Source organism: Streptomyces sp. NPDC031210 (assembly GCF_055570395.1).
Window position 1 is genome coordinate 161244 of record NZ_JBVIHH010000005.1, and the last position, 12795, is coordinate 174038.

The 12795-nt window shown below is 73.3% G+C and carries 13 protein-coding genes; 2 read left to right on the plus strand and 11 right to left on the minus strand.

Features of this window, described 5'->3' with window-relative positions:
• Positions 1 to 85: 85 nt before the first annotated feature.
• Positions 86 to 1363: an MFS transporter gene (locus tag ACZ45Z_RS12075; RefSeq protein ID WP_468360217.1), complete on the minus strand. Its 1278-nt coding sequence runs from the start codon at positions 1361 to 1363 to the stop codon at positions 86 to 88.
• 205 nt (positions 1364 to 1568) lie between these two features.
• On the opposite strand from ACZ45Z_RS12075, the gene ACZ45Z_RS12080 reads away from it, so the two are divergent.
• Positions 1569 to 2468 (plus strand): helix-turn-helix domain-containing protein, encoded by a 900-nt coding sequence (locus ACZ45Z_RS12080; RefSeq protein WP_468360220.1) that lies wholly within the window; start codon positions 1569 to 1571, stop codon positions 2466 to 2468.
• 101 nt (positions 2469 to 2569) lie between these two features.
• Here the strand turns inward: ACZ45Z_RS12080 and ACZ45Z_RS12085 are convergent, their stop codons facing one another.
• Genes ACZ45Z_RS12085 through ACZ45Z_RS12130 form a run of 10 tightly spaced genes read right to left on the minus strand, consistent with a single transcriptional unit; the run spans position 2570 to position 11252 of the window.
• Positions 2570 to 3676, minus strand: coding sequence for a zinc-binding dehydrogenase (locus ACZ45Z_RS12085; RefSeq protein ID WP_468360223.1), 1107 nt, complete (start codon positions 3674 to 3676; stop codon positions 2570 to 2572).
• Positions 3673 to 4485, minus strand: coding sequence for a phytanoyl-CoA dioxygenase family protein (locus ACZ45Z_RS12090; RefSeq protein WP_468360225.1), 813 nt, complete (start codon positions 4483 to 4485; stop codon positions 3673 to 3675). Before ACZ45Z_RS12090 ends, ACZ45Z_RS12085 begins: the two co-directional genes overlap by 4 nt.
• A gap of 51 nt (positions 4486 to 4536) precedes the next feature.
• Entirely contained in the window at positions 4537 to 5271 is a 735-nt protein-coding gene (locus tag ACZ45Z_RS12095) for an SDR family NAD(P)-dependent oxidoreductase (RefSeq protein ID WP_468360227.1), read from the minus strand.
• Between the two features lie 48 nt (positions 5272 to 5319).
• On the minus strand, positions 5320 to 5736 hold the full coding sequence (gene panD, locus ACZ45Z_RS12100; protein ID WP_468360230.1) for an aspartate 1-decarboxylase: 417 nt from the start codon (positions 5734 to 5736) through the stop codon (positions 5320 to 5322).
• Between the two features lie 46 nt (positions 5737 to 5782).
• Positions 5783 to 6295 (minus strand): flavin reductase family protein, encoded by a 513-nt coding sequence (locus ACZ45Z_RS12105; protein WP_468360233.1) that lies wholly within the window; start codon positions 6293 to 6295, stop codon positions 5783 to 5785.
• Complete coding sequence (locus ACZ45Z_RS12110; RefSeq protein WP_468360235.1) at positions 6292 to 7482, minus strand: acyl-CoA dehydrogenase family protein; 1191 nt, start codon at positions 7480 to 7482, stop codon at positions 6292 to 6294. Before ACZ45Z_RS12110 ends, ACZ45Z_RS12105 begins: the two co-directional genes overlap by 4 nt.
• A 14-nt stretch (positions 7483 to 7496) precedes the next feature.
• Positions 7497 to 8657 carry an acyl-CoA dehydrogenase family protein gene (locus ACZ45Z_RS12115; protein ID WP_468360237.1) on the minus strand — a complete coding sequence of 387 codons (1161 nt, stop codon included), beginning with the start codon at positions 8655 to 8657 and terminating at the stop codon, positions 7497 to 7499.
• Entirely contained in the window at positions 8654 to 8917 is a 264-nt protein-coding gene (locus tag ACZ45Z_RS12120) for an acyl carrier protein (protein ID WP_468360239.1), read from the minus strand. The genes ACZ45Z_RS12115 and ACZ45Z_RS12120 overlap by 4 nt, the downstream gene beginning before the upstream one ends.
• The gene (locus ACZ45Z_RS12125) at positions 8914 to 10482 is read right to left on the minus strand and encodes an amino acid adenylation domain-containing protein (RefSeq protein ID WP_468360241.1); all 1569 of its coding nucleotides are present in this window, start codon (positions 10480 to 10482) and stop codon (positions 8914 to 8916) included. The genes ACZ45Z_RS12120 and ACZ45Z_RS12125 overlap by 4 nt, the downstream gene beginning before the upstream one ends.
• On the minus strand, positions 10479 to 11252 hold the full coding sequence (locus ACZ45Z_RS12130; RefSeq protein WP_468360785.1) for an alpha/beta fold hydrolase: 774 nt from the start codon (positions 11250 to 11252) through the stop codon (positions 10479 to 10481). Before ACZ45Z_RS12130 ends, ACZ45Z_RS12125 begins: the two co-directional genes overlap by 4 nt.
• Positions 11253 to 11898: 646 nt before the next feature.
• Here ACZ45Z_RS12130 and ACZ45Z_RS12135 point away from each other — a divergent pair.
• Positions 11899 to 12786, plus strand: coding sequence for a LysR family transcriptional regulator (locus ACZ45Z_RS12135; RefSeq protein ID WP_468360243.1), 888 nt, complete (start codon positions 11899 to 11901; stop codon positions 12784 to 12786).
• The last annotated feature ends 9 nt before the right edge of the window (positions 12787 to 12795 follow it).

Genomic DNA, 12795 nt, shown 5'->3' on the forward strand with positions numbered 1-12795 from the left:
GGGCGCTGTTGACCCAGGGGGTTGGTTCGATACCTGGGTGCGGGGCCGGGGTGTGGGGGCGAGTGGCCGCACCCCGGGGTGGGGGTCAGGGGCGGTAGCGGGCGCGGCCCAGGGCGGCGGCGAGGGTCAACGGGACGGTGAGGAGCGCGGCCGTCAGGAACAGGCCCTGGTAGGCGTGGTGTTCGGCGGGGGCGGCGGCGAGCGTGCTGGCCAGGGCGCTGCCGACGTAGAGGGCCAGGCCGAACATGGCGACGCCGGTGGCGCGGGCCGTCGGGGACAGGGCGGTGGCCCAGGACTGGATCGTGGAGTGCATGAACGACCAGCCGCCGCCCAGCAGCAGCGCCGTCACCACCAGGGCCGGGACGGACCGGCTGGCCGCGGCGAGGGAGAACGCGGCGGCCATCTGTACGCCGCCGGCCACGATGAGGCGGACCGGTGTCCACCGGCCGACCAGTCGCTTGACCATCTGGGCCGCCGCCATCGAGCCGACGCCGTAGAGCGCGGAGACCGCGCCCGCCAGGGTGGCCGAGGCACCCTGGGCCTCCAGGGCGGGTGCGACGTAGGTCAGGAAGCCGAGCAGGACGGCGCCTTCGAGCATCGCGACGGCCATCACGTACCACTGCCAGCGTGAGCGCAGCACCACGCGGATCGGGGCGAGGAGGGAACCGGCCGGCGGACGCGGCGGTTCGGGCAGGCGGCGCAGGGCGACGGCCAGGTAGACGGCGATCAGGCCGGGGAGGGCGAAGACCAGTCGCCAACTGACGTAGTGGGCCAACGCGCCGGCGACGACCGTGGCGACCGCCGTGCCCAGGGCGAAGGCGGTCATCAGCTCGCTGAGCGGCCGCTGCCGGACCTCGGCGGGCACGGTGTCGCCGACGTAGGTGATGGACGCGGCGATGGACGCGGCGAAGAAGGCGCCGGCGGCGGCGCGCGCGAGGATCAGGACCGGCGCGTCGGGGGCGAGCACCGAGCACAGGGAGGCGGCGGCCGCCCCGGTCAGCGACAGGCGCATCACCCGTACCCGGCCGATCCGGTCGCTGGCCAGGCCCCAGACCGGCTGCATCAGGCCGTAGCAGAGGAAGTAGCCGCTGGCCGCCAGCATCACGGTCGGCAGGGAGACGCCGAGTTGGGTGCCGATGAGCAGCAGCATCGGGGTGATGCAGAAGCGGTCGAAGTTGCTGACGAAGCCGGCGGCGCGCAGGAGGCGGAGGGAGGCGGCGGGTAGACCGGCGGGTGGCTGGGGGGCTTCGGGGGTGCCGAGGCTGGGGGTGTCCGGGGTGGCCTTGGCGGTGCCGGGGGCGGGGCCAGGGGTGCCGGGGCCCGGGGTGGTGGCCTCGGTGGTGCCGGGGGCGGGTGTGTCCACGAGGGTGCTCCTTTCGCTGTCGCCGGCCGTCCCTGGGCTCCGGGCTTCTCGGGCCCTCGGTGCCTCTCGGGCCGGCGACCTCCAGCCCATCACCGCCGCCCGCCGTCCCCGGACCTCAGCCGATTACCCTTTCTCACACCCTGCCGGGCGCTCCGCGGCGGCCGGGCCGGGGGAAAGAGCGGGGCACTTGGGAGGAGCGGCGGGTATGCGCGGCGTGGGACCGGCGGGGAACACGGGGGCGGGCGCCGCCCCCGGGAGTGCCCGGGCGGGCGGCCCGCGCCCGGAGGGGCCGCGCCGGGAACTGGGTGCTTTCCTGCGCTCCCGGCGCGAGCGTCTGACGCCGGGTGAGGTGGGGCTGCCGGGCTCGCCCAGGCGCCGTACGCCGGGTCTGCGGCGCGGTGAGGTCGCGGAGCTGGCCGGGATCAGCAGCTCCTGGTACGCGTGGCTGGAGCAGGGCCGGGTCCGTACGTCGGAGCAGGTGCTGCGGGCGGTGGCGCGCGCCCTGCTGCTGGACGCGGACGAGACCGCGCACGTCCTGTCCTTCGTGGAGCGGGCCGCGCCGGCCGGGCCGCCGCCGGGCTGGGTGTCGCGGAATCTGCTGTCGCTGGTGGAGGCGCTGGCGCCGAATCCGGCCGTGGTCCTCGACCCGCACTGGGACCTGCTGGCGTGGAACACCGGTTACGCGGCGCTGCTGACCGACCCGGCGCGGCTGGCGCCCAAGCAGCGCAACCTGCTGTGGCTGGTGTTCCGCTGGCCGCCCGCCCGGACGCTGCTGGCGGAGTGGGAGCCGGAGGCCCGAAGCCTGCTGGGGCAGTTCCGCGCGAAGGCGGCCCGGCATCCCGAGGACGGCCGGTACGCGGAGATCACCGAGGAGCTGCTGGCCGATCCGGACGCGGCCCGGTGGTACGACGCCCGGGAGACCGCGGCGTTCCACCCGGCCGTGCGGCACTTCCGGCATCCGGTGGCGGGCGACCTGCGGCTGCGGTACGTCAAGCTCGCCGCGGTGGACGAGCCGGGGCATCACTTCCTGGCCTATCTGCCCGACGACCGCCAGACGGAGACGGCGGTCGGCTCGCTCGCCGGCCAGGAGCGGCGGACGACCTGACGACACCGGGCGCGCCCGGACACGAGCGAACGGCCCGACGGCACCGAGCACGCCGTCAGGCCGTCCGCCGCTCCTGTCTCGGCCGGTCGGGGCCGCCGGGGTCAGCTAGTCAGCACGGCCTTCATCACCGAGCCGGTGGCCACCGCCGACAGCGCGTCGGCGTGCTTCTCCAGTGGGAAGGGCGTCACCAGGCTCGCGAGGTCGAACCGCGCGGTGAGGGCCGGCAGCAGCCGTACGTACTCGACCAGGTGGGCGCCGGTGAAGGCCCAGGAGCCGATGACGTCCAACTGCCGGTGGACGATCTGGTGCGGGTTGAGAAGGGTGTCCCCGGCGTCGGTGTACTGGCCGATGACCAGGTAGCTGCCGCCGCGGCGGGCCAGGGTGAGGCCCTGTCCCACGGCCGCCGGGACCCCGGCGCACTCGATCACCAGGTCGGCGCCGTCCCCGCCGGTGGCCGCCCGTACCTCGCGCAGGACCTGCTCGGGGTCGGCGGCGCCGGCGATGTCCAGGTGCACGTCGCCGATACCGGCCGCGGCGGCCTGCGCCAGCCGGCCGGCCGGACCGCCGACGACGATGACCTTGGCCGCCCCCGCCAGTTGGGCGAAGGCCGCCGCCGCCAGGCCGACCGGGCCGCTGCCCTGGACCACGACGGTCTCCCCCAGCCGTACCGGCCGGCGCTCGTACAGCGCATGGGCCACGGTGGGCCCGGCGCAGGCCAGGGACATGGCGGCGAGCGGGTCGGTGCCGTCGGCGACCTTGACCACGGTGGTGCCGCGGTGCAGCACGATGTGGTCAGCCCAGGAGCCGGACAGCTCCGGGCCGTCGGCGAGCGAGCGGTTGACGCCGTAGGTGCGGCGGTTCTCGCACAGGGTCGGTTCGCGGTGCAGCCGGCAGGGCGGGCAGACGCCGCAGGCAATGGAGGACGCCCACATCACCGTGTCGCCGGCGGCCAGCGGCGCGCCGGTGGCGTCCTGGTGGGTTCCGATGCCCAACTCCCGTATGACGCCGAGCCCTTCGTGGCCCAGGACGAGCGGCACGGGGATGTCCAGGTGGCCCTGGCGCAGGTGCAGGTCGGTGCCGCAGATGCCGCCGTAGCCGCAGGCGACGATCATGCCGCCGTCGGGGGCCGGCGGCAGGTCGAACGTCCGCAGCCGCAGCGGCTCGCCGAACTCCTCCAGGACGACGGCGCGTCCCGTCGCGGCCGTCATGCCGTCACCGTCTCGAGGGTCTGGGAGAACGGCGCGGGCAGGGGGCGCAGCGGCTCGGTGTCCCGGCACACGACGTAGTCGGGGCGGGGCTCGCCGGCCGGGCGCGGCAGGTTGGCGGTGTCGTTATAGGTGGCGATCAGCAGGCGGCGGGCGAACGGCGACATGTTGGGCGCGGAGCCGTGGACGATCTCCGGGGAGAAGAGCACGACGGAGCCGGCCGGGCCCTTGGGGCTGGTCATGCCGTGGCGGTCGACGTGTTCGGCGAGCTGCTCGGGGGTGAGGGAGATGTCGTCGGGGTCGAGGTGCTGGTCGGACTTGGCGGCCTCCGCGCGGCCCTCGCGGACGAGTCCGCCGCGGTGCGAGCCGGGCAGGAAGATGACCGGGCCGTTGAACTCGGTGACGTCGTCCAGGAAGACGCCGATGTTGATCTGCCGGGGCGCGGGCAGTCCGTCGGCTACGCGCCAGGCGAGGTAGTCCTGGTGCCAGGCCCACTTGTCGCCGCCGAAGGCCGGCTTGGCGTTGATCTTGAACTGGTAGATGTAGACGTCGTCGGTGAGCAACTGCTGTACGGGCTGGAGGATGCGCGGGTCGCGGATGAGTCCGGCGTACTCCGGCTGGCGCTGGTGCGAGGAGTAGACCGCGCGGACGTCGGTGCCGCCCTCCTCGGTGACGACCTGCGGTCCGGGGACCTTGCTGTCACGGAGGAAGGCGGAGCGCAGCGCTTCCACTTCCCGCTGGTCCAGCAGGGATTCCAGCAGCAGGAATCCGTTGGCGTGGTAGTCGTCGACCTGGAGCTGGTTCAGTCGCATGCTTGTGCTTCTCCTGAGGATGAGGGGGTCCGTCGGGTGCGGGGCGGGCGGTCAGCCCATGAAGTGCCCGCCGTCGACGATGAGTTGCTGGCCGGTGACGTAGCCGCTGCGCGCGGTGACCAGGAATTCGAGGGCGTCGGCGATGTCCTCGACGGTGCCCAGTCGCCGCCCGGGGATGGTTTCCAGGACGGCCGCGCGCCGGTCGGGGTCGTCGAGGCGGTAGCGCTCGGTGACCTCTTCGGTGTCGGTGAATCCCGGGAGCAGGGCGTTGACCCTGATGTGGGGGGCCAGTTCGAGTGCCAGGCACTTGGTGAGCTGGAGCAGGCCCGCCTTGCTCGCGCAGTAGTTGGCGCCGTCCGGCCGCGGCCGGATGGCCGTGGTGGAGGCGATGTTGACGATGCTGCCGCCGCCCGCCGCGGCCATCGCGGGGGCCAGGGCGCGGCTGAGGTGGAACGGGCCGGAGAGGTTGGTGGCCACCACCGTGTCCCAGTCCTCGGTGGTCATGGCCAGGAAGGGCCGGTCGCGGTTGACGCCGGCGTTGTTGACGAGGACGCCGGGCGCGCCGTGTTCGGCGGTGATGCGTGCGCACACCGCGTGGATCTCGTCGGGGCGGGTGAGGTCGCAGCGCAGCGCCTCGATCCGCCCGTCACCGGCCCGTACGGTCTGCTGTGCGGCGTCCTCGTCGGTGCGGTAGAGGGCGATCACCTGGTGGCCCAGGGCGGCGAGCCGCAGGCTCAGGGCCCGCCCGATGCCGCGGGTGCCGCCGCTGACCACGGACGTCGTCATGAGGTCTCCTGAAGGTGTGAGGTCTCCTGAAGTGCCTTGGTGGGAGCGTCAGTTGGCCACAAGGTCGCCGCGCAGGAGGCCGGAGCCCTCGGGGACCGCGGCCGGGTCGCCGCCGAGGTCGGCGACGGCGTTGTGCTCGTCGACGAAGACGACCTTGGGGACGAAGGAGGTGGCCTGCTCGTCCTTCATGGCGGCGTAGGCGATGATGATGACCCGGTCGCCGGGGCTGATCAGCCGGGCGGCGGCGCCGTTGATGCCGATCACGCCGGAGCCGGCCTGGCCCTCGATGACGTAGGTGGACAGCCGGGAGCCGTTCTCGATGTCGACGATGTCGACCTTTTCGCCGGGCAGCAGGTCGGCCGCCGCCATCAGGTCGGAGTCGACGGTCAGCGAGCCGACGTAGTGCAGGTCGGCCTGGGTGACGGTGGCGCGGTGGATCTTGGACTTCATCATGGTGCGGTACATGGCTGTTCCTCGCTTCGGTGGTTGTTCGCTGCGGTGGGTGGGGTGGTCAGGAGGGCCAGGTGGCGTAGCGGCGCATGCCGTAGAGCAGCGGCGCGGTGCCGGCCGGGTCGGGCAGGTGGGTGTGCAGCACCTCGCCGATGACGATGGTGTGGTCCCCGGCCGGGGTGAGGCGGGTGACGCGGCATTCGGCGATGGCGTGCGCGTCCTGCGGCAGGACCGGCAGGCCGGTGGCGGGCGCCGTCTCCCAGGGCACGGTGGTGAAGCGGTCGGCGGCCGGTCCGGCGAAGGCTTCGGCGGCGCGGCGTCCGGAGCCGTGCAGGAAGTTGACGGCGAACGCGCCGCGGGCGGCGATCACCGGCAGGGTGGAGCCGGCGGTCGAGGCGCACACCAGGAGCTGCGGCGGGTCGAGGGAGACCGAGCACAGGGCGGTGCAGGTGAAGCCGTGCGGGACGCCCTGGTCGTCGGTGGTGGTGATGACGGCGACGCCGCTGGGGTGGGAGCCCATCAGGGCCCGGAAGGCGTCCCGGGTGACGGCCGTGTCGTCGGCGACGGGGGTCACCACGAGAAGGCCCGGGCGTCGTAGAGGTTGACGCCGACGGCGGCCTTGCCGAGGTACTCCAGGCACTCGTGCGGCTTGGCCGGCATGACGTGGGCGAACGACGCCTCGCGGACGAGGCGTTCGAGCGGGTGGCTGCGGCTGACGGCGGCCGAGCCGCAGATCCGTACCGCGTCCTGGGCCAGTTGCGGGCCGACCTCGCCGACGACGTATTTGGCGGCGTGCACCGCGGCGTTGGCCTCCAGGCTGCCGCGTTCGGCGTCGACCAGGTCGCCGGCCTCGTGGACCAGGGCGCGGGCCGCCCGCAGCCGGGCGGACATCCGGCCCAGCTCCTGGTGGAGCACCGGCGACGCGGCGCGGGCGGGGTCGGCGGTGACGTGGTCGGTGGCGTGCCGGAAGAGGGCTTCGGCGATGCCGAGGTAGGCGCCGGTGTAGCCGGCGATCATCCAGTGCGGTTCGCGTACGACCTTGAACAGCGACATGCCCTCGACGCCGAGGTAGAGGCGGGAGCGGGGCACGGCCACGGCGTCCAGGGTCATGGCGGCGGTGCTGGTGCCGTACATCGCGGACAGGCTGTGCACGGTGCCGAAGCTGACGCCGGGGTCGTCGGCGGCGACGACGAAGTGCGAGACGTCGCCGGTGTCCTCGGTGCCGTCGTCGGCGGCGGCCGCGACGACGTAGTAGTCGGCCGCCCCGGCGAGCGAGACGAAGGACTTCTTTCCGGTGAGGATGTAGCTCTCGCCGTCGTCGGAGAGGCGGTAGCGGGTGCCCATGCCGCGGAGTTTGGCGCCGCGGCCGGTCTCGGAGGTGGCGGAGGCGAACAGTTTGCGGCCGGTGACGACCTCGTCCAGCATCCAGGCGCGGAAGCGTTCGGCGGCCGGCGGCAGCCCGGTGCCGGCGGCGTCGGCGAGCGCGCCGATCACGACGTTGTGCATGTTGAAGCCGAGGGCGGCGGCGCCGTTGTGGGCGCCGAGTTCGGCCAGCACCCGCCAGTAGTCGCCGAAGCCGAGGCCGGCGCCGCCCACGTCGCGCGGGGCGAGCAGGGCCAGGAGGCCGGAGTCGCGCAGGATGTCGTACGTCTCGTGGCCGTTGGACCGGCCGGCGTCGACGTCGGCGGCGAGCGGGGCGAGGGCCGCGCCGGTCTCGGCGGCGAGTTTGAGGAGGTCGTCCAGGTGTGTCGGCAGCGTCATCGATGTCCTTAGGGTCAGTTCTCGACGGGGAGGCCGAGTTGGCGTGCGATGCCCACGCGCAGCAGGTCGTTGGGACCGGCGTAGGTGAGGGCCGCCATGGGGTCGGCGAGGTCCGCGGTCAGCCCGGAGTCGGCGAGGAAGGCCCGTACGCCCGACAGGGCGGTGGCGTGCTCGGTGAGGCGGACGAAGTCCTCGGACACCGAGATCTTGGTGAGGGCGGCTTCGGCGGCCAGTTGCCGGGCGGGGGTGCCGGCGTCGAGCCGGGCGGCCATGGCGTAGAGCTGGACGCGGGAGCGGTGCAGGGCCAGCGCCATGTCGCTGACGCGGGCGGCGACCTGGTGGCTGGCGCCCATGCGGCGCCCGAAGTGGTCCCGTTCGCGGGCCCAGTCGATGGTGCGGGCCAGGGTGCGGTGCATCGGGCCGAGGGCGTATCCGAGGATGACCGAGCGTTCCCAGGCGGTGGTGGAGGCCATCACGGCCAGGCCGGAGCCCTCCTCGCCGATCAGCGCGCCGGCCGGCAGCCGGACGCCGTCGAAGAGGAGTTCGCCCATCGGGACGGTGGACAGCGCGGTCTTGGCGAAGGTCTCGCCGCGCAGCACTCCGGGCAGGTCGAGGGGGAAGAGGAACGCGGACAGGGCGAAGGGGGAGCGTCCCTCGGCGGTGCGGGCGAAGACGATCGCCCGGTCGGCGACGGGCGCGGCGGTGATGAAGGTCTTGGCGCCGTCGAGGACGAAGCCGTCGCCGTCGCGCCGGGCGCGGGTGGCCATGGACAGCGGGTCGCTGCCGCCCTTGCGTTCGGTCAGCGCGTGGCAGAGCAGCACCCTGCCGTCCTCGATGCCGTCGAGGGCGCGCCAGGCGTCCGGGACCAGGGCGGCGCGCAGCGGGAACTGCATGCCGAAGATCTGGGAGGCCAGGGCGTAGCAGATGCCGGGGTCGACGCCGGCCAGGCCGATGCCCTCGATCATGGCGAGGGAGCGGGTGACCGGGCCGGGGTGCGAGGTGCCGGGGTCGGCGAGGCGGAGCACGCCCAGGTCGGCCATGGCCTGCCACCGCGCGGCGAAGTCCTTGTCGGCGACCTGTTCCCAGGCGGTGGCGGCCAGGTCGCGGTAGCGGTCGACGAGTTGCTCGGTGCGCGGGTCGCCGGTGCGCAGCGCGCCGGGTGCGGGGGCGCTCATGCGCGGCCCTCGGGGGCGAGGCTCTCGATGGCCGCCCAAAGGGCCTTGGGGGTGCGGAAGTTGGCGGCGACGATCTCGGTGTCGGGCAGCGAGACGCCGGCTTCCTTGTCGAGGGCGGCGACGATCTCCATGATGGCCAGGGAGTCGATCAGGCCCATTTCCAGCAGCGGGGTGTCCGCGTCCAGCGAGCGCGGGTCCTCGTCGCGGCCCCAGCGGATGCGGCTGCTGATGAGGGTGCAGAGGTCTTCGACGGTGTTCATGCGCGGGTCTCCTCAAGGGGGGCGGGTGCGGTGAAGGCGGCGTCGCTCAGGGCGCGGCGGTCGACCTTCCCGCTGGTGGTGGTGGGCAGGGTGGCGACGGGGACGATCCGGTCGGGCAGCATCCGCTTCGGCAGGACGTCCCGCAGGGCGGCGAGGACCTCCCGTTCGGTGGCGTCGGTCCGGGCGTAGACCCAGATCTGGCCGGCCGACTCGCCGTCCTTGGCGACGACGGCGGCGGTGGCGACGGCGGGGAGTTCGAGGACGGCGCTTTCGACGTCCAGCAGATCGATGCGGTGGCCGCGCCGCTTGACCTGGGAGTCGCGCCGACCGCGCAGGAAGACCCGCCCGTCGGCGGTGATCCGGCCGAGGTCGCCGCTGGCGTAGGCGCGGCGGGTGACGCCGTCGCGGAAGGTGACGGTGACGGTGGGGTCGCTGAGTTCGCCGCCGCGCAGGTAGCCCTGGAAGACGGTGGGTCCGGCGATGTGGATCTCGCCCTCGCCGTCGGTGGGCCGCCCGTCCTCGTCGAGGACGTCGAGGTGGACGCCGCCGATGCCGCGGCCGATGGTCATTTCCTGGTCGGCGGTCCAGTCGGCGGGTACGCGGTGGTAGGTGCAGGCGTTGGTCTCGGTCGGTCCGTAGAGGTTGTAGAAGGGCACGCCGTCCAGCAGGCGCAGGTAGCGCTCCAGCAGCGGCGGGGCGAACGCCTCTCCCCCGAAGGCGGCGATGCGCAGGTCCGGCGGTGGCGCGTCGGCGAGGCCGCCCTGCTGGAGCATGCCGTGGTAGAGGGACGGCACGGCCATGAAGGCGGTGACGCGCTGCTCGGTCAGCCAGCCGACGACGTCGCGGGGGAAGGCGCGCAGCAGGTCGGGCATGAGGACGGTGCAGGCGCCCGCGGCGGCGGCGCTGAACAGGTCGAAGGTGGTCAGGTCGAAGGTGAGGGCGGCTTGGGAGCCGATCCGGTCGGTGGGGGTGAGCCCGAATTCCTCCGCCGCCCACAGGGCGTAGTGCGCGACGTTCTCGTGGGAGAGCAGGACGCCCTTGGGCCAGCCGGTGCTGCCGGAGGTGAAGAGGATGTAGCCGCCGCGGTCGGTGGGCGCGGGCAGCGGTGCGGGCCGCTGGTCGGGGGCGAGGACGCGCAGCCAGTTCAGGCCGTGGTCCAGGGCGCCCTCGTCGGCGGGGGCGCCGTCGCGGGCGTGGGCGGCGGCGCGGTGGCCGGCGGCCAGGGAGCGGTCGGTGGTCAGCAGGAGGGACAGGCCGGCGTTGCGGACCATGCGGGCGGTGCGCTCGGGCGGGTCGGCGATGTCGAGGGGCGCGGTGACCGCGCCGGCCCGCAGCGCGCCGTAGAGGGCGATGACGGTGGCGGGGGTCTTGGCGGCGTAGACGCCGACCCGGTCGCCGGGTGCGACGCCGGCGGCGGCGAGCTGTGCGGCCAGCGCGTCGACGGCGCGGTCGAGCCGGGCGTAGGTCCAGCTCTCGCCGGCGCCTTCGAGGGCGGGGCGGTCGGGGTGCAGGTGTGCGGCGCGGGCCAGCAGGGCGTCGAGCCGCGTCGTGGTGGTGTCGGTCATCGGGCCGCCTCCACCACAGTGCCGGCGGCGAGCGCGGCGAGGAAGTCGCGGGTGGTGTCGATGACGAGGTCGGGGCAGACCAGGTACGGGTAGTGGTCGCAGCCCTCGGGGACCAGGCGCCGCACGGGGCCGCGCACCGAGCGCTGTACGGAGTCGATCTGGTCGAGGGAGCCGTATTCGTCCGCGTCGCCCTGGATCAGCAGGACCGGCGCGGTGACGTCGAGGTCGTCCTCGATGGACCAGTCGCGGAAGCCGGGCGAGAGCCACACCTCGCTCCAGCGGTCGAAGACGGTGCGCGGGTCGTTGTGCACCAGGGCCATCTTCTTGGCGAGCGGTCCGGCCGCGTAGGAGGCCCGGGCGGCCTCGATGCCCAGCCGGTTCTGCTCCTCGAAGTACATGTGGGGCCCCATGGCGACGACGGCTTCGGCCGGCCGTACGGAGGCGTACAGCAGGGCCATGGAGGCGCCGTCGCTGTGTCCGACGAGTACCGGGCGGTGCATGCCGAGTGCGTCGAGGAGTTCGGGCAGCACCTCCTGGGCGTGCTGGTGCATGTAGCGGGGGGTGCGCGGCAGCGGGTCGGGGCCGGAACCGCCGTTGCCGTGGCGGGAGTAGACCAGGGCGCGGCGTCCGGTCGCGGCGGCGAGCCGGGCGGGGAAACGGCCCCAGGCGGCGATGCAGCCGAGGCCGCCGTGCAGGAAGACCAGGGGCGCCAGGTCCGGGTCGCCGTCGATCACGACGTGTTCGAGGGGACCGTTGCGGGTCTCGATCATCGGCACATCAATATCCTTCTCGGTGTTTTGGGCATCAGAATGGACATTCCGGCAACGGAAAATAGGTAGTTGACCACTGAACTTTCAAATACGCAGAGCGATCCCGCGAACACGCCGCATTACCGTTGATTAACGCGGCGGGGCGCGCGGCAGGGGCCGCCGCCTAAAGGAAGGAGAAAGGAGAGAAGAGGGGCGCGGCAGGGCGCGCCGAAGAGAGCGCGGCGGAGAAACGGAAACGCACGGGAAGGTGACGGGCAGGGAAGCGCCCGGGAAAGAAAAATTCGCGGTTCGGGCGCGCGGGCCCGCTTACCGGAAGCGCGCGACCGCGACCCTCCGCCGACCGGCGCCGGGACCTCGCGGCACACCGCCCCACCGGCGCATCAGCCTGCCACCCCGCCGGAGCGGCAGCCGGATTCCTTTGCGTTTTCTTTGTCCAGCTTTTCCGCTCCGCCGACCAAAGGCGTGCACCGGAATTTCTGCATGACTTACCCCCGTTGAACACATGGCTGGGCACCTGGGCAACGCTTCGGGTACCGGCCTGCTACGCACTTCGCCGGGCACCCCGTCCGCTCGGTGACACCAGAAGCCTAGACAGCCTGCCGGGGTTGGAGAAATGACATTGCTGAAGCACCTATACGCTAAAAGAATGAACATCGATCTACGCCATCTCCGCTGCTTTCTGGCGGTCGCCGAGGAGGGCGGCTTCACCGCCGCCGGCCGACGGCTCCATCTCGCCCAACCGACCCTGACGCGCAACATCCGGACCCTGGAGGAGTCGCTGGGCGTGCGGCTGTTCGAACGCACCACCCGCAGGACCGAGCTGACCGAGAAGGGCGGCGTGCTGCGGGACGCGGTCGCCCCGCTGCTGCACCAGCTCGACTCGGTCCTGACGGATCTGCGCGAAGGGGAGAAACTTCGCATCGGGTTCAGTTGGGGACTGCCCGAGGGGTTATCGCGGCTCGCCGCCCGGTTCGCGGAGGAAACCGGGATCGAAGTCGAGTTCGTCCGCTGCGACACCCCCCTCGCCGGGCTGGACACCGGCGTGGTCGATCTGGGACTGCTGCGGGGCGAGAGCCTGCCCAAGGGGCTGCGCGGGGTGTTCCTCTATGAGGAGTCCCGGATCGCGGCCGTCCCCGCGAGCTGGCGGCTGGCCGAACGCCGCGAGCTGGACTGGGCGGAGCTGGCGGAGTGGCCGCTGATCATCAACACCGTGAGCGGGACCACGTTCCCGGACATGTGGCAGGACGGCCGGCAGCCGGTGATCGGCGCCGAGTGCCGCAACTTCGACGAGTGGCTGGAGAAGGTGGCCGCCGGCCTGGGCGTCGGCACCGCTCCGGTCTCCGCCGCCCGGCGCTACACCCACCCCGGCGTCCATCTCGTGCCGCTGACCGGCGCCCCCACCGTCCGCGCCCACCTCGCCCATCCCTCGCACGGCGCGCACCCCCAGGCCGCGCGCTTCGCCGACCGGGTGTGGCGTGCGGCGGACGCGCTGCTGACCGGTGACGCGGCTGGCCGGCCGGCCGCGGGCGGCTGACCCCCCGGA